24 protein-coding genes and 1 tRNA gene are annotated in these 26120 nt (G+C 53.8%); 19 read left to right on the top strand and 6 right to left on the bottom strand.

Annotated elements, in window-relative coordinates; translation table 11 throughout:
• Window positions 1–1504 precede the first annotated feature (1504 nt).
• Both Pla144_RS13475 and Pla144_RS13470 read left to right on the top strand, forming a co-directional pair.
• Window positions 1505–2473: a M28 family peptidase gene (locus tag Pla144_RS13475; RefSeq protein ID WP_146451214.1), complete on the top strand. Its 969-nt coding sequence runs from the start codon at window positions 1505–1507 to the stop codon at window positions 2471–2473.
• Window positions 2474–2574: 101 nt separating this feature from the next.
• The gene (locus Pla144_RS13470; protein ID WP_146451213.1) at window positions 2575–3231 is read left to right on the top strand and encodes a hypothetical protein; all 657 of its coding nucleotides are present in this window, start codon (window positions 2575–2577) and stop codon (window positions 3229–3231) included.
• 13 nt (window positions 3232–3244) lie between these two features.
• Here the strand turns inward: Pla144_RS13470 and Pla144_RS13465 are convergent, their stop codons facing one another.
• A complete protein-coding gene (locus Pla144_RS13465; RefSeq protein ID WP_146451212.1) occupies window positions 3245–3574 on the bottom strand; it encodes an ASCH domain-containing protein in 330 nt (109 codons plus the stop codon).
• Between the two features lie 171 nt (window positions 3575–3745).
• On the opposite strand from Pla144_RS13465, the gene Pla144_RS13460 reads away from it, so the two are divergent.
• The 6 genes from Pla144_RS13460 (at window position 3746) to Pla144_RS13435 (ending at window position 10196) form a co-directional block, all read left to right on the top strand.
• Window positions 3746–3818, top strand: a tRNA-Gly gene (locus Pla144_RS13460).
• 212 nt (window positions 3819–4030) lie between these two features.
• Window positions 4031–5518, top strand: a complete 1488-nt coding sequence (tig, locus tag Pla144_RS13455) for a trigger factor (RefSeq protein ID WP_146451211.1) — start codon at window positions 4031–4033, stop codon at window positions 5516–5518.
• Between the two features lie 90 nt (window positions 5519–5608).
• Entirely contained in the window at window positions 5609–6259 is a 651-nt protein-coding gene (locus tag Pla144_RS13450) for a ClpP family protease (RefSeq protein ID WP_146451210.1), read from the top strand.
• A gap of 78 nt (window positions 6260–6337) precedes the next feature.
• Entirely contained in the window at window positions 6338–6925 is a 588-nt protein-coding gene (locus tag Pla144_RS13445) for an ATP-dependent Clp protease proteolytic subunit (protein ID WP_146451209.1), read from the top strand.
• Window positions 6926–7125: 200 nt separating this feature from the next.
• Window positions 7126–8541 carry a hypothetical protein gene (locus tag Pla144_RS13440; RefSeq protein WP_146451208.1) on the top strand — a complete coding sequence of 472 codons (1416 nt, stop codon included), beginning with the start codon at window positions 7126–7128 and terminating at the stop codon, window positions 8539–8541.
• A gap of 164 nt (window positions 8542–8705) precedes the next feature.
• The gene (locus tag Pla144_RS13435) at window positions 8706–10196 is read left to right on the top strand and encodes a hypothetical protein (protein ID WP_146451207.1); all 1491 of its coding nucleotides are present in this window, start codon (window positions 8706–8708) and stop codon (window positions 10194–10196) included.
• A gap of 93 nt (window positions 10197–10289) precedes the next feature.
• Here Pla144_RS13435 and gap read toward each other — a convergent pair whose 3' ends face one another.
• The 5 genes from gap to Pla144_RS13410 form a co-directional block, all read right to left on the bottom strand.
• On the bottom strand, window positions 10290–11309 hold the full coding sequence (gene gap, locus Pla144_RS13430; RefSeq protein ID WP_146451206.1) for a type I glyceraldehyde-3-phosphate dehydrogenase: 1020 nt from the start codon (window positions 11307–11309) through the stop codon (window positions 10290–10292).
• Window positions 11310–11542: 233 nt separating this feature from the next.
• Window positions 11543–12415: an ATP-grasp domain-containing protein gene (locus Pla144_RS13425; protein WP_146451205.1), complete on the bottom strand. Its 873-nt coding sequence runs from the start codon at window positions 12413–12415 to the stop codon at window positions 11543–11545.
• A gap of 12 nt (window positions 12416–12427) precedes the next feature.
• Entirely contained in the window at window positions 12428–13390 is a 963-nt protein-coding gene (gene mch / locus Pla144_RS13420) for a methenyltetrahydromethanopterin cyclohydrolase (protein ID WP_146451204.1), read from the bottom strand.
• Between the two features lie 140 nt (window positions 13391–13530).
• Entirely contained in the window at window positions 13531–14007 is a 477-nt protein-coding gene (locus Pla144_RS13415) for a hypothetical protein (protein ID WP_146451203.1), read from the bottom strand.
• 165 nt (window positions 14008–14172) lie between these two features.
• Complete coding sequence (locus Pla144_RS13410; protein ID WP_146451202.1) at window positions 14173–15528, bottom strand: AAA family ATPase; 1356 nt, start codon at window positions 15526–15528, stop codon at window positions 14173–14175.
• 336 nt (window positions 15529–15864) lie between these two features.
• Here Pla144_RS13410 and ffh point away from each other — a divergent pair, with 336 nt between their 5' ends.
• From ffh to Pla144_RS13355, 11 genes are all read left to right on the top strand, one after another.
• Complete coding sequence (ffh, locus tag Pla144_RS13405) at window positions 15865–17346, top strand: signal recognition particle protein (RefSeq protein WP_146451201.1); 1482 nt, start codon at window positions 15865–15867, stop codon at window positions 17344–17346.
• Between the two features lie 77 nt (window positions 17347–17423).
• Entirely contained in the window at window positions 17424–18392 is a 969-nt protein-coding gene (gene trpS, locus Pla144_RS13400) for a tryptophan--tRNA ligase (RefSeq protein WP_146451200.1), read from the top strand.
• A 2-nt stretch (window positions 18393–18394) separates the two neighbouring features.
• Window positions 18395–18799 (top strand): holo-ACP synthase, encoded by a 405-nt coding sequence (gene acpS / locus Pla144_RS13395; RefSeq protein ID WP_231936354.1) that lies wholly within the window; start codon window positions 18395–18397, stop codon window positions 18797–18799.
• A gap of 30 nt (window positions 18800–18829) precedes the next feature.
• Complete coding sequence (locus tag Pla144_RS13390) at window positions 18830–19417, top strand: NADPH-dependent FMN reductase (RefSeq protein WP_146451199.1); 588 nt, start codon at window positions 18830–18832, stop codon at window positions 19415–19417.
• A gap of 165 nt (window positions 19418–19582) precedes the next feature.
• Entirely contained in the window at window positions 19583–20056 is a 474-nt protein-coding gene (locus Pla144_RS13385) for a nucleoside deaminase (RefSeq protein WP_146451198.1), read from the top strand.
• 37 nt (window positions 20057–20093) lie between these two features.
• Window positions 20094–20867 carry an AMP nucleosidase gene (locus Pla144_RS13380; RefSeq protein ID WP_146451197.1) on the top strand — a complete coding sequence of 258 codons (774 nt, stop codon included), beginning with the start codon at window positions 20094–20096 and terminating at the stop codon, window positions 20865–20867.
• 40 nt (window positions 20868–20907) lie between these two features.
• Window positions 20908–21630, top strand: coding sequence for a deoxyribose-phosphate aldolase (deoC, locus tag Pla144_RS13375; RefSeq protein WP_146451196.1), 723 nt, complete (start codon window positions 20908–20910; stop codon window positions 21628–21630).
• Between the two features lie 30 nt (window positions 21631–21660).
• A complete protein-coding gene (locus Pla144_RS13370) occupies window positions 21661–22494 on the top strand; it encodes a purine-nucleoside phosphorylase (protein ID WP_146451195.1) in 834 nt (277 codons plus the stop codon).
• Between the two features lie 7 nt (window positions 22495–22501).
• Window positions 22502–23326 (top strand): purine-nucleoside phosphorylase, encoded by an 825-nt coding sequence (locus Pla144_RS13365; protein ID WP_146451194.1) that lies wholly within the window; start codon window positions 22502–22504, stop codon window positions 23324–23326.
• Window positions 23327–23346: 20 nt separating this feature from the next.
• The gene (locus Pla144_RS13360; RefSeq protein WP_146451193.1) at window positions 23347–24630 is read left to right on the top strand and encodes a thymidine phosphorylase; all 1284 of its coding nucleotides are present in this window, start codon (window positions 23347–23349) and stop codon (window positions 24628–24630) included.
• A 278-nt stretch (window positions 24631–24908) separates the two neighbouring features.
• Window positions 24909–25271 (top strand): hypothetical protein, encoded by a 363-nt coding sequence (locus Pla144_RS13355; protein ID WP_146451192.1) that lies wholly within the window; start codon window positions 24909–24911, stop codon window positions 25269–25271.
• Window positions 25272–26120: the final 849 nt, after the last annotated feature.

Raw genomic sequence — 26120 nt, 5'->3', positions numbered from 1 at the left:
GCGGCTCGCGATATCCAAGTTGGCATCGATGGCGCCTGGCATTTGGCGAGGACTATTCCCTGACATGGGGGGCCAATTCCAACAAAAAACATTGGGCCAGACGGACGCGGACGCCGACGAACGGGGACACCCGACCCTAAGGTTACCTGGATCTTTTTTGCCGAAATCTTTTTTTTATTAAAAAACCCCCTCCTATTTCGCCGGTCCGCATCGTTTCAACTCGTTGGCGGATCGAGAGTTACGTGGTTCGCGGCGGGCCGGGCGGGGGGGAGTTTTTCCAAACAAAACCCTGCGCCCGCTCGGTCTCGCCGTCCCTGCGGGCGGGTACGATGGTTGGCGCACGCTGAGCCGCCAGCGGCTCGCGCTTTATTCAAGTTGTCAAAGATATCGCCTGGAGGTGGCGAGGGCTATTATCTGAAATCGAGTGGCCGAAATCTACAAAGATCTTTGGGCCAATTTCGGATTCGCCATTGTTGCCTGACTCTGAGTCAACCCGCCTGGGTGGGAGTCGGGATTGAATGAATCCCGACTCGGAGAGTCGGGCAACAGGAAGCACAAAGGGGGCATTACGATTTTTGGAAAATTGCACTGACCCGATTTCTTTTCCTTACCATGGAACAACCAATACAAGTCCATATTTCGTTTTAGAGAACATGGGAAGCGAATGAGAAGAGAGTATAGGAATAAAATCTTCCAGTGGTTGTTTGCCTTGCGACTTAAGCGTTTCAATATTGGAAAGGCCGCCCGCTACAGGCAAAACAGCTAAGCTGAGTTCGTCGCCATGGCGGAAAAACACATCGAATGGTGAGAACAATGAAACCGGAGCTAGGATCAGTATGATCGCACTTACTCGGAGCACATTCTGTGGTCGCCACACAGTTCTATCACTCCGAAATAGTCGAGGACAATGCCCAATGATCACTCCGAGACATATCAACAGAACTAGCAATCCGTATAAATTTTTGCCACTAGCAAATACAAGCATAATCGCAAATAGTAACAAAACAGGCAGACTACTAGAAACGCTGTCGAAGAATTGAATGAACCTCCTCATAACGAAATTCCTCACGAACTTATAGGATAAATTTAGTTGAAGCGTTTGAGAAGAAAACGGGGCAGAAAGAAGTATAAAAAATTGTTCTTACTCACTTTCTTCACTTGTCTTTGGTTAACGTAAATTTACCGCCGCAAATTTCTCGGCAAGCCTCAGCCCTGCCCTCAGTTGCCGCCAGCAAGACGACCTGTGGATCACGCTCTTCTTTTTGGAAATCCCGTGCGAAGCTCTAGCTGAAAAGCTGAGAGTCTAGAGACGAGTGCCATTCTTCCGGCTCTAGCCCCTTTGCTCTTGGCCGAATTGATTTGCCGGAACTGGTGCTACTCGGTCCGGCCTGCGGCAGTAGCACTTTTCTAACTCAACTATCCGCAACTGCAAGATTCGGCCTATAATTTCCCGTATCAGTTATGTCGTGTGAGCACGATTTCTCATTCAGGAGTTATTGGCAGAATGAAATTCTTTAGCATCGCAATCTTGACTGCTTCTATTCTCACGACTTTAGAGATTGCTGCGCAGTCTGAACCGCCTCAGACAGTCGTTCAGGGGCCTACTTCATTTAACGGCAAGCGTTCTTACGAGTATCTTCGCCAGCTTTGTGATTTGGGCAATCGCATGAGTGGCAGTCCGGGGATGCAGAAGCAACAGGAGTTGCTCGCCAAGCATTTTGAAAAACTGGGGGGGCAGGTCACCTGGCAGCGGTTTTCCGCCAGGCATCCGATTACTCGTCAGCCCGTGCCGATGGCGAACCTCATTGTCCAGTGGAATCCGGAGAGTAAGGAGCGGATTCTGCTCTGTGCTCATTACGACACGCGTCCACTCCCCTCACAGGATCTCGATCCACGCCAGCGCCGCGAGGGATTATTCTTAGGTGCCAACGACGGGGCCAGTGGGACGGCGGTGTTGATGGAACTGGCGCATCATATAAAGAGTCTCCCGGATCGTTATGGACTCGATTTTGTGCTCTTCGACGCAGAAGAGATGGTTTACTCCGACCGAACGGACCCCTACTTTCTCGGCAGTGAGTACTTTGCCCGAGAATATCGCAAGAACGAGCGAGATTACAGCTATGTCGCTGGGGTGCTGCTCGACATGGTTGGCGATGCTAAACTGAGCATCTACCAAGAACGCAATAGCGTGGCGTGGGATGACACACGACCTATTGTCCAAGGGATCTGGGAGACTGCTGCTCGGCTGGGAGTTAATGAATTCATACCTCAGGTCCGCTATGAGGTTCGCGATGACCATCTACCCCTGCACAACATCGGCGGGATCCCGGTTTGCGACGTGATCGACTTCGAATACCCCGACAGACGGAATAGCTACTGGCACACAACTGCCGATACCCCGGGGCGTTGTTCGGCGGATTCTCTTGGCAAGGTCGGATTGGTAATGCTGGAGTGGTTGAGGTCGGCGAATTAGCTCAGCGGCATCGAAACGATGGCGACGGGGCATCGGGACGATGCCGGCTAACTTCTTGCTTGGGCCTATTACTATTTGCCTGGCAGAGTTAGCATGTGGGGATGCTGCCTGATCCATTGCGCCTGACGATTGCCTTGCTGCCGGTGGCATCTTATTGCTTGATGCTGGGGATCTTGAACGCGCGGCGGAAGCCATTTATTACGACCGGCGGGGCGGACTTGGCTACGCTTGGTGTCGCGCTCTCGGGAATGGTGTTCATTGGCCCCATCGAATTATTCCGTCCTGAAGCTGCCTCTGTGGAGTTCGGCGGTTATGTCTGGCTGTTTCTGCTTTTGCTTTACGGGCTGGGCATCTGGCTCACGATGTTGCTCTCGCGACCCCGGCTGATCATCTACAACATCAGCAGCGAAGAGCTTCGACCTGTGCTCTCAGAGGCTGCCCGCAGTTTGGACCCCCAAGCCCGTTGGGCGGGGGACAGTTTGTCGCTTCCAACCGTGGGGATCCAGCTCCATTTGGAAACCTTCGAGATCATGCGCAACGTTTCGCTGGTCGCGAGTGGTGCGAAACAAAATCTGACCAGTTGGCGGCAGCTGGCAGGACTGCTCGGTGCGAGGCTGGATTCTCTCTCCGTGGATTCCAACCCACGGTGGTTGGGGATCGTGCTGTTCGCAATTCTGCTCCTTGCCACAAGCATGATCCACATGCTCAATCACCCGCAGCAGATCGCCCAAGCGATGCAGGAAATCTTTTCCTATTGAAGTGAACCAGTTGCTAGCTCGATGCAACTGATTTGGTGGGTTGCGGTTCCTGAAGGTGGAACACGACCCGGTAGGCCTGGTAACCTGCGGCAATCTTGTCTGCGTAGAGAGAATCGAGTTCAGTGCGAAGAGCCACGGCTGTGGGGAAACCGTCAGGGATCGCATCGGCGTCGGTCAATTCGTCGATTTTTACTTGCTGAACCAAGTCGATCGTGATGTAGCCTGCGCCGGGGATGTAGCTCCGTTGGCCGTCACGCATCATGCGATGTTTCCACAAACGAATGGTTTGCGTCTTTTCACCGCTACGTATGGCTGGCAGAAACTTCTTCTTAAACAGCAACATGGGGCCATCGTAACCAGAAGGGGCAAGACTTGGCTAGGAGTAGACGATTCCCGGGGATTTTAGCGTTCCTGAGTGGGCAAATCCCCTTGCGTAAGGATGCGGCGGGCCTATAATTCGGGAATCGTTCTTGCGGTTCTTCGGCTACTGGCTGGGAGTCCTTCAGGGCGATCCGCGGGTGTAGCTCAGTTGGTAGAGCACAACGTTGCCAACGTTGTTGTCGTCGGTTCGAACCCGATCACCCGCTCTGATTATTGGTCGTTACGAGGTCGCTGGGTATATTCCGGGCCAGACACGTAGGACTGCTGAGAGAATTCGCTTCGAATTGGAGCCCGCCCCCGATTATTGGCCTTCCTTCAGGGGAGGTGCCATTGCCGGTTGCGGGCCTTTGGTTTTTTAAGACCTTTATTTACCTGCCTCAAGTCACTTGAGGCGGGGTTTTTGCAGAGAGAAAAGTTCATGGCAGACGAAGAACTGGACGAGTTACAAGCCGACACGTTGACCGCAGAGCCTGAAGGTGAGGAAGACAAACCGCTCAATCTCGAGGTTGAAGTCGCCAGCCCCAGCGATTGCGAACGTCATGTGACGGTAACGGTCTCCCGCGAGGATATCGACCGCTACATGAACGATGCCTACAGCGAACTGATGCCCAGCGCAAACGTGCCCGGTTTCCGGATAGGTCGTGCCCCACGTAAGCTGGTGGAAAGCAAATTCAAGAAGCAAATTGCCGAACAAATCAAGGGATCATTGCTCTTAGATAGCTTGAGTCAGATCAGCGAGGAGCAGTCCTTCACAGCCATCAGCGAGCCTGATCTCAATCTCGACGCCGTCGAAGTCCCCGATGATGGACCGATGACCTTCGAATTCGACATCGAGGTGCGCCCTGAATTTGACATGCCCAAGTGGAAAGGGGCTAAGATTGAGCGGCCTGTGCGCGAGTTTACTCCCGCCGATGTCGATCTGCACCTGGAAAAGATGCTGGCCCGCTACGGTCAGCTTGTTCCCCATGATGGGCCGGCTAGTGAGGGCGACTATCTCACGGTGAACATCACCACTTCGCACGATGGCAAGCAACTGGAGAAAGAAGAAGAGCATGTATTGCGAATTCGCCAGAAACTGAGCTTCCGCGACGGCGAGGTTGCAGACTTCGCCAAACTGATGGTGGGCGCCAAGGCGGGGGATCGTCGAAAAGTTGATTTCGAGCTTACTCAAGATGCTCCCAACGAAGACTTGCGTGGCAAAAAGATCAACGTGGAATTTGAGGTGCTTGAAGTCAAGAAACTGAAGCTCCCCGAACTTAACGAAGAGTTCCTCTCCGAAATGGGAGATTTCAAGACCGAGGGAGACCTTCGCGACGCCATCAACGACAGTCTCAATCGACAACTTGAATATGAGCAACAACAAAAGATTCGAGCACAAATATCTTCCCTGCTTACCAAGTCGGCTGATTGGCAGTTGCCTCCTGGCTTGCTGAAGCGTCAGAGCAGTCGTGAACTCGAACGCACAGTCATGGAACTCCGACGAGCCGGTTTCAATGAAGCGGAAATTCGTGCCCGTGAAAACACCTTGCGTCAAAACAGCGCAGCCTCCACAGCCCGAAGTCTGAAAGAGCATTTCATTCTGGAGCGGATCGCGGAGGATGAAAATATTGAGGCCCAGGAAGGGGATTTTGAAAAGGAAGTTCTCTTGATCGCCATGCAGAGTGGCGAGTCCCCTCGTCGCGTGCGTGCCCAGATCGAGAAACGTGGCTTGATGGATGTGTTGCAGAATCAGATCGTCGAACGAAAAGTTCTTGAGCTTGTTCAGGAGCATGCTAAATTTGCCGACAAACCATACGAGCCAGAAGCGTTCGATGTAGAAGCAGTGAACCTTGCTGCCGGTGGTGGTGAGGGCCCGACCTCTGTGAGTGAATCTGCCCCAGAAACCTCCGAGTCGACGGAAAGCTAAGTTGCCTCTAATTAGTTTGAGGCAATAATAAATCTGTCGCATGGCGTGAGCGGTTAAATATCAGGAGCGAGTTTCCAAAAGGGAGTTGTTATGAATTTTGAAACGTCAGCCGAGAACGGCTTTGACCCTCGGCTCGCTTCGGCGATGCGTGACTATCAGCGTCAACGCCAGATGACGCTGGGCGATCTCTTGTTGGAAAACCGCGTGATCTTTCTGCAAGGGGAAATCTACGACGGTAACGCCAATGAACTGGTGATGAAATTGCTCTACCTGCAGAGTGAGAATCGTCGCAAGGACATTCATTTCTATATCAATTCGCCGGGCGGAAGTGTCACTTCTACCTTGGCGATTTACGACACGATGCAGATGATTTCACCTCCCGTGGCAACCTACTGTGTAGGGCTGGCGGCTAGCGGTGGTGCCGTACTACTGGCAGGCGGAGCCAGTGGAAAGCGCTTTGCTCTCAAACACTCGAAGGTCATGATCCACCAGCCACACGGCGGCGTCGGAGGCCAGGTCTCTGACATTGAAATCCAGGCCAACGAGATCATCCGCACCCGGGAGATCCTTAACCGCATCTTGGCTGAACACACCGACAAGTCGATCGAAGATATTCACAAGGCCTGTGATCGTGACTACTACATGACCGCTTCCGAGGCCAAGGAATACGGTATCGTCGACGACATTCTCATTAAACAACCCGCACTTGGTGGAGAATCGGAAGATGAGGATGACGATTGAATCTGGTGCCTAATCCAGGCGATTTTCAATTCGAAGTTCTCAAATCAAATTTATCCCCCCAACCAATGGATTGCCGTCATGTCGCTAGTTCCCTTTGTCATCGAAAAGTCTGGCCGCGAAGAGCGGGCCATGGACATCTACAGTCGTTTGCTCAAGGATCGCATCGTGCTGATGGGTTCGGCGGTAAATGACGACGTTGCTAACAGCATCGTGGCACAATTGCTGTTTCTCCAATCTGATGACCCGAAGGCCGATATTCACTATTACATCAATTCGCCAGGTGGCAGTGTGACGGCTGGGATGGCCATCTACGACACGATGCAGTTTGTTACCTGCGATGTTGCCACTTACTGCCTGGGTCAGGCGGCCTCGATGGGTGCCCTGCTCCTGGCAGCTGGCGCTGCTGGCAAACGCCATGCACTGCCCAATTCTCGCATCATGATTCACCAACCTTCCGCCGGCATGGAAGGGACAGCTGAAGACATCATGATCCATGCGGCCGAATATCGCAAAACGAAGGACAAACTCAATCGCATCCTGATCGAGCACACAGGCCAAACCCTCGAGCAAATCGAGCGTGATACCGACCGCGACCACTTCATGTCCGCCGCCGACGCCTGTGAATATCGAATCATCGATAAAGTCATTGAGAAAATGGAGCTGTAGGAATTTCCAATTTTCAACGTCCAATGACCAAGTACTTAGGTCATCGGACCAGCGACTACTAGTGCTAGCACCGCTTATCTCGCTTGACGGTGCCTACCGGTTTTCCTATTCCTTACCCCCCAATTGGCTTCGGCGGGTGTGTGCGCAGCGACTCTGCCAGTTGCCAGAAGTCTTTTCCCGGGTCCAGGTCGAGCTGAGTGATGCCAACAGCAAACGATACGACAGATTTAAACCTTGTCATGCGAGCACTACATGCCTTGACGGTGTGCGCGGCTCTACTGTCGTTACTTGCGACGATAGGATGCCGTACGACACGTGACAATCAAATCGACATTCTCGAGCGAGAACTGCGGGCTCAGGAAGACTACATCTACGAGTTGGAAGACTATGTGGTTGAGTATTCCGATAAACTGCGTCAATGCCGTTGTTCGCAGCCCCATGTGGCATCGGCGTCCAAGCCGAGCCCTGTATCCAAACAGCCAACTCGGTCTAGTACAAAAAAATCAACTGTCGAGAAAAAACCATCCCTGAGAACTCTGCAGGAGCCGCGCGAAGAATCTATCTTGGATTCTGCTGAGCCTGCGACCGAGTCGGAAACACCCATTGAAGAGCTTGAAGTTCCCGCCCTCGAACTAGAAATTGGCGAACCGATCAGCTCCGAAGTAGAACTAGAGGCCACGCATCTGGCTAATTCTGAGAGCGTTGAATACGAGCAACGTGCCGAGACCGTTCGCATTCCTGATCCGGCCGCCTACCAAACAGCTACTTACGACGAATCTGAAACCGGCCTTGATGAGTTGGGCGAATCCGTGGAGTTTCCCTTCGAAGAGGAAACCGTCGAAGAAGTCGAAGAAATAGTTGAGAGCAAGACCGAGATCGAAAATGTTCCTTCTAAACCGTCAAGCCGGAAAGCGGAGCGACTGGTCATTGCCCATGTCTTCCGTGATTCGACGGGTGCACCAGAGCCCAGTAGTTTGCTCTCCGTCGTCGAAGCACGCGATTCCAGAAACGAGCCTGCCGACTTCGATGGCAAAGTTTCGCTAATGGTCATGCAGGGAGACCCCGAATCGCCTGAGCGAATCAAACGGTGGGATTTCACCGAAGAAGAAACCGCCGCCGCCTGGCAGACTTCTCATTTTGGCGATGGGCTGCACTTGGAATTGCCTTTGGAAGTTGCTCAGCTTCCCGCTGGGCCTTGTGAATTGTGGGTCCGCCTGGAAGCCTCCGATGGCCGCAAGCTACTAGCGCAGGTTCCGCTTGAATCGGCAACGCTAGCCAGGATGGAGGATGCTGATGTCGCTCAGCTTGCTCATGACTCAGAGGAATCATTGGAAGAGGAAGTGGAACTCGCAAGCATCAATCCACTCCGATCTGATCGGAAAGTGAAGAGTAGTTCCACGGTCCAGAGCACATCACTGGCCTCGGCAGACTCAGCTTCAAAAGCTGAGCCACAATGGCGCGCGGCCACTCACTTTAGCGCTGGCGTGAATTCTGGATTCGCCACGACGACAGACGATCAGCAGTGGAAAACCAGCGCAATTCGCAACCGAAACTCGCCCAATTCCCGGCCGTCTTCAACAACTGCGGGCAAGCAGCAGTGGACTGCACGGAAGTAACCTCTGAAACTTGAATTCAGCTTTCTGCGATTCTATTTCGCTTAAAGTCATCTCGATTTGAGTGGTAAGTTCTACCAATCGACTTCTCTTTTTGGTATCATCTCCAGTTTACTAGTCTCCCGATTCTTTTGAATCAAAGCTTCTCATCACAATGAGGTTTATTGATGATACGACAATGTTGTGGCCCACTCATTCTCTTGCTTACACTCGCTTTAACAAATAGTGCCCAGTGTGGCGAATTCGACCAATTACTTGCAAAAGTTCCCGCGTCAGCGAATACCCTGGTCTTGATCGATGTGGAGCAAACATTGCAGAGTCCCCTTGCCCAGCAAGAGGGCTGGGGCAAAAAACTGGAACTCGCTTACGTTGAGCGGCCCATCTTCCTCCCCCCCGAAGCAAAGAAGCTGGTACTGGCAGCAGCATTGCAGCCAAGCGATGACTTCTCTCAACTGTGGGAATTGGGTGTTATGGAGCTAAGCGAGTCGGTCTCCATGCGCTCCATTGCCCGAAGTGAAGGCGGATATCTCGATACAATTGACGGCAGCGAAGCTGCCTGGACTCCGAGTGATGCTTACTTTGTCGAGTTGAGTCGCCAGGAACTGGGAGTCATGTTTCCTGCCGAACGCCAGTTCGTTTCCCGGTGGTTGAGTTTTGCCAAGAAGAACACCGAAGTGGCCCTTACGGACTATCTCAAGCAGGCCACGCGGTTGACCAACGAAAAGGTCCAGATTCTCATGGCCATCGATCTGGCGAATGTCGTGCAGCCTCATGAAGTTATTCAAAAGATCGAAGCATCTCCGCTACTCAAAAAGACGGGATTGTCGGCCGAGGAGATCGTTCCGCTACTCACGAGCCTGCAAGGCGCCACCTTGCGAGTCGCAGTCGGCAAAGATGTGCAAGCCCAGCTGCGGGTCGACTTCGCAAGCGACATCGCTCCACTCGAACCAGTTGCCAAGGAATTGGTGCTTTCTGTTTTAGGTGATTTGGGTGCTAATATCTCGGATTTGGAATCCTGGAAGTTGAGCGTAAAGGATCGAGCGATCCACATGGAAGGTCCTTTATCGCAAGACGGCCAACGCCGAGTTTTCAGTGTGATCGAACTTCCGTCAACCAAGTTCAGCCAACTCAAAGACTCTACCGGCGAAAGTCAGAGCTCGGAAGAAACACCTGAAAGCGAGATACGAGAGGCTTCGCTTGTTTACTTTCGTTCGATCGATGTGCTGATCAAGGACCTCCGCCGGGACCTCAAAGGCAATAAAGCAAGTGCAGCCGTGATGGAACGCTACTCACGCAAGATCGATCGCATGCCCATTTTGAACGTCGATCCGGAATTGCTCGAGTTCGGCGCCCAACTTGCGACTACTTTGCGTTCGATGGCTCTCTCCAAGCGACAGGGCGGGATAGATTACGGCACTGCAACAGCTGGAATGGGAGGCGGTGGCTACAGTAATTACTCGATCGACTACGGCTACTTTGGCAACCTTATTGGCGATGCCTACGGCGGTGCCCGGGCAAGTGCAGCTGATCGATCTGCCGCTCGAGCTCAAGCTATGGCCGCCTCCAACAATGCCCGCGTAGAAGGATTCAAGTTGATCGACGACGCCACCGCAGCCATCCGTCGTAAGATGACTCAGAAATATCAGGTGGAGTTTTGAGGTAATTCACCAGACCTGCAACGATGTGTCAACAAAAAAGCCTCGTCCCAAACTCAGGACGAGGCTTTTATTTTTTACTAGATACAAAGTCGCTTACAGTTTGCCGATCAGAGCAATCAGATCCGCTGTTCGGCAACTGTAACCCCATTCGTTATCGTACCAACTCACAATCTTGGCCATGTTGCCATCGATCACTTGAGTGAAGTCGGCGGCAAATATCGAGCTGTGGGAGTCGCCGATGATATCGGTCGATACGATCGGATCTTCGGTATAACACAAGATCCCCTTGAGCGGACCCTCGGCAGCGGCTTTCACAGCAGAGTTGATATCTGCCTCGGTAACTTTCTTGCCAAGTATCGCAGTCAGATCGACCACGCTACCGTTCGGTACGGGCACCCGCAGGGCAATCCCGGTCAATTTGCCCTTTAATTCTGGTATTACCAAGCCGACAGCTTTGGCAGCACCGGTGCTCGTCGGAATGATGTTCTGGGCAGCCGAACGAGCCCGATAAGGATCCTGATGGGGCTGATCCTGCGTGGGCTGGTCGTTCGTGTAGGCATGCACGGTAGTCATGAGGCCTTTCTCGATGCCAAATGTCTCGTGCAGCACCTTAGCAACAGGCGCAAGACAATTCGTTGTGCAACTTGCATTGGAAATGCACTTCATGTCCGCGGTGAGCTTGTCGTCGTTCACCCCAAGTACACAAGTCAGATCGGCACCATCCTTGGCAGGGGCACTTAGCACTACTCTCTTAGCACCTGCTTTGAGATGGGTATCGTAGCCAGGCTTGCTGTCGGTGGCACGGGCAGTAAAAATGCCCGTGCTCTCTACCACTACATCCACTCCCATTTCACCCCAGGGGAGTTCGGCTGGATTGCGCACCGCCAATGCTTTGATTTCTTTACCATCGACGATCAAATGCTCGGCATCGTGAGAAACGTTGCCAGGAAAGCGGCGGTGGGTGCTGTCGTACTTGAGCAAAGTCGCCAGCATCTGGTTGTCGGTCAGGTCGTTAATTGCCACCACCTCGAACTCGCTGGAACGGGCGTGCAGGTTGCGGAACGTCAGTCGGCCAATGCGGCCAAATCCATTAATTGCTACTTTAATCGACACAGTATTTTCTCCTTTGTGATTTGAACTCCGACCGGTCACTATAATCAGTCTAAACAGCCTTCGGACGGTTCGGACACTTTATACAGAAGCGGCCACAAGGCAGGGGCACAGGCCCTCTTTTGGCCGTGCTAGGTGGATGTTTAACCAGCGATTATACCGATCCCGTGCGGGTCCAACAACTGGCTGGCAAAGAGGGCAATTTCGGAAAATATCTCGCCTTTACAACAACATTACTACTGTGGTCCGTGGGTCTCCAGATATCTCAGCACCCGCAGAGCTACGTCCACGCCAGTCACCTCTGACAATGCCCGCCAGCCGGGCACTGCGTTCACTTCAATAGCAATCAGACGACCATCACGCGTAGGCAGCAAATCCACGCCCGCCAGGGGGGCCCCAATGGCGGCCGCCGACTGCAAGGCTATTCCTGCCAGTTCGCTGGTTACGGCCAGCGACTCGCCCGTCGCACCTCGGCTGATATTGGTCCGCCAGTCGAGTTTATTGCAACGTTTCATGCCCAGCACATCCTCGCCAATCACCAAGAGTCGGAGGTCACATCCTTCGTGCTCCAGAAATTCTTGCAAGTAGAACACCGAGCCAATCGCGGCAAGTGCCTTGAACGTTCGCAAGGCGATCGCCTCATCGCTGAGTCGCACGATGCCTCGCCCCTCGGAACCGAATAGCGGTTTGAGGACCACGTCGCCTCCCAACTCCTCGAAGGCCAGCATCGCTTGTTCCAGCGTCTGACAGGTAATTGTTTTAGGCACGAGCAGGCCCGCTGCAGCTAGCCGCGTCGTGGCCAGGTATTTGTCGACCGCCACTTCGATAGATCGCGGAGGGTTCACCACATTGACGCTCGCCATTGCCAGATTCGCAAGGGCGTCCATGCGGAAGATGATTTGTTCGAGCGACCCCGGCGGCATAGAGCGGACTAGCACCGCGTCTAACTCGTTGAGGTTTACCCACGCCGTGTGAACTTTCGTGTCGCCTCCGACCGTTGAGGCAAGCTGCTGGTAATCGATGGGGAGTATCTCGTGCCGCCCATCCGCAGCGCGAACGAGGTCGTTTGTATACCAACTATCGGCATTGCCCAGGATTGCAATTTGCATGGGGATAAGTTGCTAGTGGCTCGTGAAAGATTGGGTTAGCACTTCCATGTTCACTTCACCGTACCGGAAGCGATTTCCCGTATCGAGATTCACCAGCTCAATTACCGCAGGGCTGAAGAGGAGTGGATCGACTTTGTAGAAAGCATTGTCATACTCGGCAAGTATCTCGGCGAATGGCTTGCCGTAATCCGGCGAAGCCGAACTAGGGACACGTGGTCCGATCTCGGCTAGTGACTCGTCATCGCCATGCACCTCCAGCGTGACCTGCCCGCCATAGAGGATCGCGTCGTTCGTGCGTCCAATCGCGGCAAAGTCGTCCGTCAACAAGGGGGGCATCGGGGCAGTCCCCTGACCCGCTTCGATGCGAGACAGATCAAACTTTAGTTCGTGCAACTTATGCAGGGCCGTCTCGACGCTACGAGCGACGATCTGCAACGTGCCACATACCGAACTGGTGGGTGCCACTAACAGCGTCAATCCCTCCGACGCGACGCCACACTTCTCGGCAAGTTCTAGGCAAACCTGCTCCGGCGGAAACTTCCCTGTCTCTAACACGCCGACCACTTCGCTTGCGGTCTCTCGGTTCCCAATCTCATCAAATAAAGCCTCCCGCCCCGCCGCGGCCCGCATCGGTCCCGAACCCATGGCGAAGAACTTTTCGCCCTGAATCTCCCAACCGGCATACTGAGAGGCCAGGCAAGCCGCGACCGGCTCGCGAGTCGTCACTTTCACATTCGGCCATTGATTGCCCGTTGGTGAGTCGTCAAACGCTACTTCCCCTAAATCCGCCAGACAGACCCGCGCAAGCAGCAGTGCCGCCTCCCGGCTTCCCTGCACCTCGATTCCCATGTCAATGAGCGTCTCGCCACAGTTGAGTGTGTTGACCGTGACTTGCAGCGATCGCGCTTGGGCCACAATCTCCTGGCAGAGGCGCCTAGCACGTTGATTCAGTTGAAAATACGAGTGGTCACTCATGAATGTGACGATAGCGGATGGCAGAGGTTTTCGCTAGCGACTGGTGGACAAGTTACCTCTTCAATACGGTCTCTGCCTAGGAACGCTATGTAATCGAGACTATGCACTATTCTAGGGTCTTTTTTTTGTAGAAAGCGTCATCAGACGTTCTCATCGAGATCGGTCGTTCTCGATCGTGCTAGCCCATAAAGTGTGAGCAACAACGCAGCCATGATTGTCACTCCGCAGAGTTTGAGTGAGCCGGAAACCAGGGCACTATCGGTCCCGTTGGGTGGCGGAAATTTCTCATTGAGCGTTGGCATAAGCTTCGAGGTTGCACCCTGGAAAGCAGCGGCTACTCCCGCCGCTCCGTTTGTCCATGTTCCGATTTGCAATAGGATAAACCACATTTTCAATGCCACCGAATTCAGGTTTAGTTCAGCGATCAGGAATCCAAAGGCTACCATTAAGACACCATTGGCGGTGAATTCTATATGGGCCATCACGATCCCACGAAACCAAGCTACGGCTGATGGGGGAATAAATCCAATGACACAGCCAACCGCGATTTGGAGCACTCCGAGAAACAGAGTCCAGCGTTTGAGATTTGCTTTTAAGTCGTCGATATCCGTTGCCATCGCTTGCACTGTGCCTGAAAGTTGGGTGACCTACAATACCGTGCAGATTCTATCACAAAGCGGTATAGGGGTGGAGATGAGATAGAGACTCGCTCCACTTTGTCGAGCTCCACTCGAAGGTGCGTCGCGGCTAAGGAAGAATACCACGTCGTAACGAACAGAATACTACAGTCCCGCGAAATAGTTTTTCACGGCGATGTCGATCGTTTGACTCGTTACAGCCAGTGGTTGGTTGTGGAATTCGCAGTAGTTGCGGATCTGCCGCAGGAGGTCGCGAGGGTGACAGAAACGTAATGGACGACCGGTTGGCTCGTAATGTTTGTTAAGGAGATAGTCCACCGCGCCAGGGTCGCAATTGCATTCGATCTTGCTTGCTAGGTCGTGCAACAGAGCTACGAACTCTTCAGTGCTCGGGCCCTCGACTTCGATCTTATACGGGATACGCCGCAAGAATGCCTCGTCGACCAAGTCGCTTGGCTCCAAGTTGGTCGAAAATACGATCAGCATGTCAAACGGGACGGCCACTTGCCGGCCGCTGGAGAGATTAAGATAGTCGTGGTGTTTCTCCATCGGCACGATGAGCCGATTCAGGAGTTCGGACGTGGGCATCCGTTGCCGACCGAAATCGTCGATCACCAGTGCCCCGCCATTAGCTCGCAATTGAACCGAAGCTTCGCTGATGCCGGTTTGTGGATTCACCTGCAAATCAAGTTGTTCCATCGTCAGTTCGCCACCGACAATGATCGTGGGCCGACGAATCAAGATCCATCGTTTGTCGTAGCTGATTTCTTCCAACTGGGGCAGTTCAACCGCCTCATGGCTGCGCGGATCGTAGAGTCGCACTAACTCCCCGTCGATGGTGATGGTTCGTGGAATCCAAAGATACTCTCCGAAGGCACTCACCACTAACTCAGAGAGACTCGTCTTGCCGTTGCCAGGGGGGCCAAACAGGAACAAGCCGCGACCATCGTTAATCGCTTGGCCGAGTTGGCTAATAAGCGTTTCGCTCAAACGCAGGTCGCAGAATGCGGCCCGCAGTTTTTCCATCGTCAGTGAGCTTTGTTGAAGCGATTGATTGGCAATGCCTTCCATGTAGGCATCCAGGGGCACCGGGGCGGCACCGGCGTAGGAGCAATGCTGATGCTCGCGTCGAGCGCGATCAAAACCAGCCTCGGTCAGCTGGAACACGTAGTCTTCCAAACCTGAAGAACCCTTGATGGCGATCATCAGTTCCGAGCGCAACCTTTCAAATGATTGTTGAAGAATTGGGCGTGGAAGATGCAGCCTCTCAGCGATCCCTCGACCAGACACCGTGCCCCGCTTCAAGAGGAGCTTTAACACGAGCACTTCCAAGTCGTGCTCATTGAGGCCCGTCTCTTCAAGCGATTCAGGATCGGGGGGGACAAACCGCACCGGAGACGACGAGGATTGACTATCCTGGGAAGCACAATTTCGTGCGGAACTCGCAACCGGGGAAGGAATGTTGGAATGAACGGGTGCGTGAAGCGTTTCGCTGGCCATCGAGCTTACCTGCTGAAAGTTTTTGACAAGAACTTTGTATTTCAGGGAACCAACGCGCGCAGAAGTTCCCACACTGGACTTTTGGTCATGAAATAGGGGTTGTCCAGTCATGAGCGGCGAATGGGGGCCGATCCGCTCGAGTGGCCGGGGAGGTTTGCCAGTCTTAGCGGATAAGTGGGGTAGGAATCCTGCCAGTCGCCTAGATTCACAGGCAGGAAGTCTGTGGCACGGAGGATTTCCCCTGCCCGCGAAATCGGCTAGAATCCAAGTTTCAGCCCCCTTCCCCCACGATCGGGGGGTGCAACAACCTCGAATACATTCCTAGCGGTATCTCTTATGTTTGAAGCCCTTCAAGACGGACTCGGCTCGGCGTTCAAGACGCTCAGGGGCAAGGGCAAGCTTTCTGAATCTAACATGCGCGACGGCCTTAAACTGGTCGAGAAATCGCTGCTTGAAGCGGATGTGAGCTTCCCGGTCGTCCGGCAATTCATGGCGGACGTCACCGAGCAGGCGCTTGGTGAGAAGGTACTCAAGTCGCTCGACCCCAGTCAGCAGGTTGTGGGCCTCGTGTACCAGGAACTCGTGAACCTGATGGGTCCGGTCGACAACTCCCTGCACCTTCTGGGCAAGGGCGAAGTGACCGTGCTAATGATGTGCGGTCTGCAGGGTTCGGGCAAAACAACGACCTGCGGAAAACTTGGTCGGATGCTCAAGGAGTCCGGACGTAAGCCGCTCCTAGTCGCTGCCGACCTCCAACGTCCTGCCGCGATCGACCAACTGCACGTGCTTGGCGAGCAACTTGGTATCGACGTCTTTTCAGATCGCGCGCAGAAGGATCCCGTCTCAGTTTGCAACGAGGCTCTCAAGCAAGCGAAGAAACTCGGGGCCGACGTCGTGATCCTCGACACGGCTGGGCGACTGCACGTTGATGAAGAATTGATGGGCCAGCTGCAACGGATCGACCGCCAGTGCAATCCCCACCAAGCCTATCTCGTTGTCGATGGCATGACGGGCCAGGATGCTGTCAATAGTGCGAAGGCATTTAACGATGCCTTGGAACTCGATGGCGTGATCCTTACCAAAATGGATGGAGATGCCCGTGGCGGAGCAGCCATCTCAGTCAAGCATGTAACCGGTGTGCCGATCAAGTTCATCGGCACGGGCGAGCATCTTGATGCACTCGAAGAATTCCATGCCGACCGCATGGCCGGTCGCATTCTGGGTCAGGGCGATATTCTGACACTCGTCGAGAAGGCCCAGCGGGAATTCGATCAGGATGAAATGCTTCGCCAGGAAGAGCGAATGAAGAAGGGCGAATTTACGCTCGACGACTTCAAATCGCAATTGAGCCAGATAAAAAAGCTTGGGCCGCTGCAAAAGGTCATGGGCATGATCCCTGGCATGAGTGGCCTCAAGGATGCCATGGGAGACGTCGATCCCGAGCAAGACATGAAGCGTTTGTTTGGAATTATCGACTCGATGACTGCCGATGAACGGCGAAACCCAACCAAGACAATTGATCAAAGCCGCCGCCGCCGCATCGCTGCCGGTTCGGGGGTCGAGCCCCACGAAGTGAACGAACTGGTCAAACAGTTCGATGTCATGGCACAGATGATGACCCAACTGGCGGGTAAAGGGATGCGAGAGCGGATGAAGATGATGCGTCAGATGCAGTCTGACATGACCAACCCCAACGCCCAGCTCTCGAAGAAAAAGCAACCCACTGGCAAGCGGCTCTCACCTGCCGAGAAGGCCAAGCTCAAGAAAGAGCGAGACCGTGAGATGCGCCGCCGCAAGCGAGAGCAGCGTGGAAGCTGAGTGAGTTACCAAAAAGTCACATGCCCTGCGACTCGCTGAGTCACGGCTATTCACTACTGAACACAGACGATTACCACATGCGCGTTCTTAGCGGAATCCAACCTACTGGACGTCCTCACTGGGGGAATTATTTCGGTGCGATTGTGCAGTACATTGCCTTGCAGGATGCAGAGCAGGCTTACTACTTCATCGCAAATCTTCATGCGCTGACGACCGTGCGCGATAAGCAGTTGCTTGCTCAATACTCGCTCGACGCGGCAATGGATTTAATTGCCTTGGGACTCGATCCTCAGCAGGCGGTCTTGTTTGTCCAGTCGGATGTGCCCGAGGTGAGCGAACTCTGCTGGATACTGCTGAGTGGCACACCGATGGGGTTGCTCGAGCGCTGCCATGCCTACAAGGATAAAAAAGCCAAGGGGCTCACCGCCGACGCTGGACTGTTTGCCTATCCCGTGTTGCAGGCAGCCGACATCCTGGCCTACGACAGTGACACCGTGCCTGTCGGCGAAGATCAAGTCCAGCATATCGAAGTGTGCCGCGACATTGCCGGGAGTTTCAATCACCAATATGGCGAGGTCTTTGTACTTCCCAAGGCAAAGGTACTCGACAGTTCGGCCCGAGTGCCAGGTACCGATGGTGAGAAAATGTCGAAGAGCTACAACAATACCTTGGCAGTATTTGAAGATGCCAAGGCTCAAAAAAAACAGATCATGCGAATCGCAACTGACTCGCGACCGATGGACGAATCCAAAGACCCGCAGGACGACGTGCTGTATCTTTTGTATTCACTCGTTGCCGCTGAAAGTGATCGAGCGGAGATGGCCGAACTTTATCAGCGTGGTGGGTTTGGCTATGGAGACGTGAAAAAGAAACTGGCAGAGGCGGCTGAGGCTTTCTTCGCGGATGCACGCAGTCGTCGCGAAGATTGGCAACGGCGACCTGATGATGTGCGCGACATCCTCGCAGCCGGAGCTGCCAAAGCCCGCCAAAAGGCTGGTGAGGTACTCAATCGTGCCCAGGAAGCCTGTGGACTCAAGGGCTTTTAACCGTGGCACTGCAGATCATAGGCATCGGCACGGATATCATCGAATGCTTGCGCATTGCGCAGATGATCGATCGCCACGGCGAGTTGTTTATCAGTCGAGTGTATACTCCCCATGAAATCGCGTATTGCTCCACGAAGAAAGCAGCGACTCAACACTATGCCGGTCGCTGGGCCGCGAAAGAAGCTGTACTCAAGGCACTCGGCACGGGCTGGAGGCGCGGAATTAGCTGGCGAGATATCGAAGTCCGCAACCAACCCGGCGGGGCACCCACAATTGCCCTTTGTGGAGGTGCCCGTGAGGTCTTTGAGCGATCAGGCATCACAAAGATGCACATCAGTATCTCCCATTGCCGCAGCCATGCAACGGCATACGCGATTGCGGAAGGTGTGGCATCTGATGATTTTTAATTGGCAGATCTAACTAGAGGATTGACGATCATGAAGAAGAGTAAGCCTCGTATCTTGGCCTTCGCTGGGAGTGCTCGCAAAGAATCCCATAACAAGAAGTTGGTCCGACTGGCTGCTACAGCAGCAGAGGAGGCGGGTGCCGAGGTCACCTTAATCGATCTGGCCGATTATCCGCTTCCGATCATGGATGAGGACTTGGAGAAAGAGCAGGGTCTGCCCGCAAATGCGACCAAATTGAAAGAACTGTTTCTAGAGAGTGACGGGCTGATGATCTCATGCCCCGAGTACAACAGTTCGATCACGCCACTGCTAAAGAATACGATTGACTGGGTCTCACGACCGGTTCCAGGTGAGCCTCGACTGGCGCCTTATATTGACAAGGTCGCGGTGCTCATGGCTGCCTCACCTGGTGCGCTGGGTGGTCTGCGGGGACTGGTCCACGTCCGGGCTATCCTGCAAAATATCGGCGTGACCGTCTTACCGGATCAGCGGGCAGTTTCCCAAGCCCATGATGCCTTTGACGAGGAAGGAAAATTGAAGGACTCCTCGACCCAGGAGGCGATTGCAAAACTGGGAAAAGGGCTCGCCGACGTACTCCAGCGACTTGCCCGCCCTTAAGAATGTATGATTTTTTGTGGAACCTAACTTGCCTTCGAAGTTTCTCGCTAGGCGATGCGGTGAATACTCTGTTAATCTAAACCTACTGTACTTTCGACTAACGAAATTTCAAAACAAATAACTTCTTTCACAAACTTCAACTTCCCAGTACTTATTGGTAACTCCATGATCGATCCAGCCGAATTGATGCAACTTGCCATCGAGACCTGCCGTGAGGGGATCGCTCAGGGACAAAGTCCTTTTGGCTGTGCGATTGCCATCGGCGATGAAGTAATTGCGCAAGCGCATAATTCCGTGGTATTGACAACGGATATCACAGCCCACGCAGAAGTGAACGCGATTCGGCTAGGCTGCAAGACGGTCGAGAATATCTTCCTGACCGACGCAGTTGTGGCAACCACTTGCGAACCTTGTCCGATGTGTATGGCCGCCCTCCATTGGGCACGAGTTGGAACCGTGTTCTACGGTGCTACGATTGCCGACGCCGACACATCAGGTTTCAATGAATTGCAGTTGCCGGCTGCCGAATTGCTGAGGATAGGCGGCAGCCAGGTAAAATTGATCGGCGGTTTGTTGGTCGACGAATGCCGTGAATTGTTCGATCTGTGGAATGCAAGCCCTGGCAAGGTCGCTTACTAATCACCTTTAGTAAGCCCAAGAAGGATTCAACACAACTATGGTCACGAAACTGGATCTCGCGAGAGATTGGCTCCCCCGCTATACGGGCATGCCGCTCGAAAAGTTTGGTGATTATGTCCTGTTGACAAATTTTCGCAATTACGTCAGCAAATTCGCCAAAAAGTTTGGTTGCGAAGTGCATGGTGAAGACCGTCCGATGCAGGCAGCCACGAATGAAGATGGCCTCACGATTGTTAACTTTGGGATTGGCTCGCCCAATGCGGCAACTGTGATGGATCTGCTTACCGCCTATCATCCTGAGGCGGTATTGTTTTTGGGAAAGTGCGGGGGACTCAAGACTTCCACTGAGATTGGAAACTTTATCCTCCCCATTGGCGCGATCCGCGGCGAAGGAACGTCCGATGACTATTTGCCGAAATTAGTTCCGGCCTTGCCATCGTTCAAGTTGCACAAATTTGTTTCTGACAAACTCGTGGAACGCAAGCTTGATTATCGAACGGGTGTCATCTACACGACCAACCGACGGGTTTGGGAACACGACGAACACTTTAAGGCCCGACTTATCGAATACACTCCAATCGCGATCGATATGGAAGTCGCCACGATATTTATTGTGGGACATAAGAATGAAATCTCACGTGGTGCTTTGCTTCTAGTATCCGACTTGCCGATGTCCGAACACGGGATCAAGACCCAGGCGAGCGATGCCAAGGTTGATTCCATCTGGTCCGACATGCACTTGGAGATAGGTATCGAATCTCTCACCGAGATTGGTGACAAAGGCGAGAAGATTAAGCATTTCCGTTATTGATCGCTAAACTTTATCCTTTAAATCATACGAGTTCCCTGTGATGTCCTCCTCAGTTGTTGCCCTGATAGATCATGCCGTCCTGAGTCCGACCCAAACAGATGCCGATCTTCGGCAGGCTTGCACGATGTGTGTGGAAGTGGGGACAGCGAGTGTTTGTGTGAAGCCAGCGATGGTCGCATTGGCAAGCGAATTGCTGGCAGGTTCGAGTGTAGTTCCCAGCACAGTTATTGGCTTTCCTCACGGTGGGACGACGACGGGAACAAAAGTACGTGAGACCGAGATCGCCTGTCAGGACAGAGCCCGCGAGGTCGACATGGTGGTTAATATCGGTCGCGTGCTTCAAGAAGATTGGGCATATGTGTCTGCCGACATTCGTGCCGTCGTTGAAGCTGCTTCTGCCGCTGGAGCCATCACCAAAGTAATCTTCGAGACAGGACTGCTTCCCGCAGACTCCTTCAAAATAAAACTCTGTGAGATTTGCGAAGAGACGGGCGCTGCTTTTGTGAAGACTTCTACGGGATTCGGATTTGTGAAATCTGCTGACGGATCTATGCAGGCCACGGGGGCCACGGAGCACGATATTCGTCTGATGCGCGAGCACACCAGCGACAAGGTGCAAGTTAAGGCGTCTGGTGGAATCCGCAGCTATGCGGACGCGTGTCGATTCGTTGCCTTGGGGGCCACTCGGCTCGGGACCAGCGGCACACTCGCAATTTCTCAAGGTGAACGCGGTGAGCAATCGGAAAGCTCAGCCGGATACTAACGCATACCATTCCACAATGAGACCATAAGCATGCTAGAACTTTTCGATCAAATCCAAGCTGCCGCCGAGGCAATCCGCAAACAATGGGACCAGACCCCTCGTGCCGGCATCATCCTGGGGACTGGCCTAGGAGGGTTTGCGGATCGCATTGAAGGGGCAGTTGCCATTGACTATGAAGACATCCCAAACTTTCCGCGCTCCACGGCCGTGAGCCACCGGGGACGATTCGTGTGTGGAACTCTAGAAGGGGTGCCTGTGATGGCCATGGAGGGGCGTTTTCATCAGTACGAGGGTTATCCCCTCAAGCAGATCACGTTGCCTGTGCGGGTGATGAAAGCCTTGGGCGCCGAGTTGATGATCGTGACTCATGCCGTCGGGGGATTGAATCCCTACTACGTCCCCGGCGATGTGATGATCATCGACGACCAAATCAATCTCATGGGCGACAACCCGCTGGTAGGTGTCAACGACGACCGCCTCGGGCCTCGCTTCCCAGACATGAGTGCCCCCTATACCCCCGAACTAATCGTTTTGGGACAAGAGATTGCCCGCAAGGGAAACTTCCCCGTCCAGCGTGGTGTGATGGTGGCCGTCACAGGGCCGAACCTGGAAACCCGTGCTGAGTACCGTTTCCTACGGCAAATCGGGGCCGACGTCGTCGGCATGTCCACCGTGCCGGAGGTGATCGTCGCGGTCCACAGTGGAATGCGAGTGTTTGGCCTGTCGGTGGTTACGGACATGTGCTTGCCGGACAACTTGAAGCCGGCAGTCGTGGAAGAGATTATTGCCGTGGCCAATTCGGCGGAGCCCAAACTGCGCTCTTTGGTGCTGGGCGTACTAGCCCACGAGCGAGAGCGAGGTTAACGAGGCGATGCAAGAAGTTGCTAACCAGAGCGCTGCCGCGGCAGCGGCCGTCCGAGAAAGGTGGGACTCCACACCAAGCGTTGGAATAATCCTCGGTTCGGGGTTGGGGGGATTAGCTGATAAGATCGTTGTCGAGCAGACTTTCGACTATGCCGAGATACCACACTTCCCTCGCACGACAGCCTTGGGTCACAAGGGCCGCCTGATTTGTGGTCGATTGGCAGACGTACCCGTCGTCGCGTTTCAGGGTCGGTTTCATCTGTACGAAGGATATACCGCTCAACAGGCAGCACAACCTGCGCGGCTGTCGCGTGCCTTGGGCGCTGACACGTTGATCGTGTCCAACGCAGCGGGGGGAGTGAACCCGCGGTATGCTGTCGGCGACGTGATGGTGATTGACGACCAGATAAATTTTCTTTTCGACAATCCCTTGATCGGCGTGAATGACGACAAGCTTGGCCCGAGGTTCCCCGATATGTCGAGTCCCTATGATCGTGATCTCATGGAGATCGCAGCCGAGGCGGCGCGACGGAATAACTTCGTGCTCCACCGTGGGGTCTACTTGGCCATGTTGGGGCCGACCTATGAAACGCGTGCTGAGTATCGGTTAGCCCGCCACTTGGGGGCCGATGCAGTCGGGATGTCCACGGTCCCCGAGGTGATTGCGGCCCGGCACGCAGACATGCGGGTGCTTGGTTTATCTACGATCACCAATGTTGGTTCCCCCGATGCTCCCAGCGGAACGTCAGGACACGACGTGATTAATGCTGCACAGTCTGCCACACACAAGCTGACCGAAATCGTGCAATCGGTAGTCGCGTCACTCAAGTAAAGAAAGGTTGCGGATAACCTATGAATCCTGTCTGGATCATTGCCAAGAAACGCGACGGCGGGGAACTCACTGCAGCTGAGATCGGTGAGTTCGTCGCCGGCTATGCGCGGGGAGACGTTCCCGATTATCAGATGTCGGCGATGGCAATGGCGATCTATCTGCAGGGAATGACGACCGCTGAGATCGCTGCACTCACAGACAACATGCTCGCCTCAGGAGCCCGATTTGAATGGCCCGCAGGTGGCCTACCAAAGGTCGACAAACATTCGACTGGCGGGATTGGCGACAAGGTCTCGCTGCCTCTTGCACCGATGCTCGCCTGTTGTGACCTGCAAGTGCCGATGATTTCTGGTCGTGGGCTCGGCGCCACGGGTGGAACGCTGGACAAACTCGAAGCGATCCCCGGCTTTCGGACCGATCTATCAATGGACGAAATGCGTGCCGTGGTAAAGAAGATAGGTTGTGTGATCAGCGGTGCCACGGCCGACCTGGTCCCCGCCGACCGCAAGCTTTACGCCCTCCGCGACGTGACTGCCACGGTCCCCTCGATACCTCTTATAACTGGCAGCATCATGAGCAAAAAACTCGCCGAGGGGCTCGATGCTTTGGTGCTAGATGTGAAATTTGGCAGCGGCGCGTTTATGAAGACCGCCGAATTGGCTCGAGAGCTGGCTGAGTCGATGGTGGCCACTGGTCAGAGAATGAATGTGCAGACGACTGCCGTGTTGACTGACATGAATCAGCCTCTGGGCCGCATGGTCGGCAACGCGGTGGAAGTCGACGAATCAGTTGCCGCGCTCGAGGGGAACGGGCCTGATGATCTCATGGAAGTGACCCTTGCCCTGGGAGCGGAGCTGTTGGTCTCGACCAAAAAGTCCGCTTCGATTGAATCCGCGCGCGAGCAATTGCAGCAGACCATCGACTCTGGAGCAGCACGCGAGAAATTCGCCCAAATGGTGACCGCTCAGGGTGGCAATCTGGACGCGCCACGGAAGGTCTCCCCCACCAGCGATGTTCCTGCAAGTCGCTCAGGATACATTGCAGCCATGGATACCGAGAAGCTCGGCCAGGCGGTGATCGCCATGCGGGGTGGCCGCAAGCAACTGGGGGATGTGCTCGATCTCTCGACCGGTTTTGAAATGCTGGTGCGACTGGGGGAAAAAGTGAACACTGGCGATCCGCTCGCCAAACTCTTTGCACCGGCCGGCGTTGCCGCTGACGGCCGAGAATTGTTTCTCTCCGCGATTCAGATCTCAGACGAACCGCCAGAAGTCGGCCCGTTAATTCTGGAACGGGTGGGATGAGTCAGACTTGTAGGTGGGATTGAAACAACGGTTAGAATAGTATGATAAACTGAGCATGTTTACTGCAGCGGTTTGGCACTCGAATGGCACGCCGCACCCAGACGGTCTCGCTAGTTGGTAATCAACGATGGCCCTTCTGAGATTGCTGCTTCGCCTCTGGCGAGTCTTAGCTAATGTTGCTCTTTGCTACCTGGGGTTATGACGGACTCGTTCCGCCTCATGGGATGTAATCTTCATTTCTTTCCATTCGTCAACCATAATCAAAAAAGGACCATGCGATGATCAATCAGAAAAATCTTCTGTCATGCCTAACAGCTTGCGTAGCGACAACGGTACTTGTCGTAACCTTATTGGGCTTTTCTAATGCACAAGAGCAGACTAAAGAGGGTTCAAAGCAACCCTCTAGCCAGGCGGAAGGTGGGGGTTTCGGTATAGGGTTTGGCTTCGGTGGAGGAGAGGGCGGAGGTGGAGGTTTTGGCGGCACCTTGGCAGATGATTTGATGGGATGTGCTCCTGCCATAGCGGCTAATGACAAATACATATTCGTGGTTCATAACAACACCTTGTACCAGTTCGCAGCGGAGGACCTGACGGCAATCAAGAGTGTCCCCTTGGAAGCGTCGGTTGAGGCTGCCGACTGAAGGCAGAAAACGGACTTTCTCCCTAGTACCGCGAGAATTTATGGACCGCCGCTACCATCGGTAGGCACCGCTAAGTTCTGAGGTTTGGCACACCGCCGCATGCTCAGATGTTGAAGCCACGGCACGCCAGTGCAACTAACGGAGGAATCAGGGCAATGAGTGAAATCCAGAACGGTTTCCAGGATGAAGTGAGATGACATGCTCGAAAGACTAGGTAAACACCAATTGGAACAAAGTAAAAATATACCCCCGATGGATACCATTTGTGCCAATACTCATAACACCATTGCAGTGATGAATACCAAATTAGCAGCACACCAAATATTGCACCAATACTCTTCATTGTTAAGTATATCCTAACCTAATCATTACTTTATGATGTCCGTTTTTTGGCGTATACATTAACACCTGGAAGGAAACCGCTTTTTCCTTTTCTAGCCTGACGGACTCTTGCAGGAAAAGTATTGTCGTCCGCCGCTGCTAAAGCCCCATTTGGAGGGAGCGGTTGCTGGGGTGGCGTTGCGGTTAAGTTCCGGGGTTTGGCACTCCGCCGCCGCAAGGGAAAGTCAGGCCCGGTATAGATTCCGGGGTATGATCTAGCCAAATTCCAGTTGGGAATATTGAGTTTTCTTTGTCGTGCAACTACAATAATGGCTATTCAAAGCTCATCGGATTGGTTTCTCCCGGAACAGGAGTAGGACATGCCTAGTGCGTCCATCGAATAGCTCTAGCGCCCTCTAGGTAAGTTAGTTAATCTAGGTTCACCAGAAACAGGAGGTGAACCGATGTTAGCTTACTCGAAGGAATTTCGCCGTGAGGTCTTGGCGGCTTGTGATGGAGGTGGTGGCA

It is taken from the genome of Bythopirellula polymerisocia (assembly GCF_007860015.1).
Taxonomy (GTDB): domain Bacteria; phylum Planctomycetota; class Planctomycetia; order Pirellulales; family Lacipirellulaceae; genus Bythopirellula; species Bythopirellula polymerisocia.
This window is presented reverse-complemented; position numbering and strand designations above follow the sequence as displayed.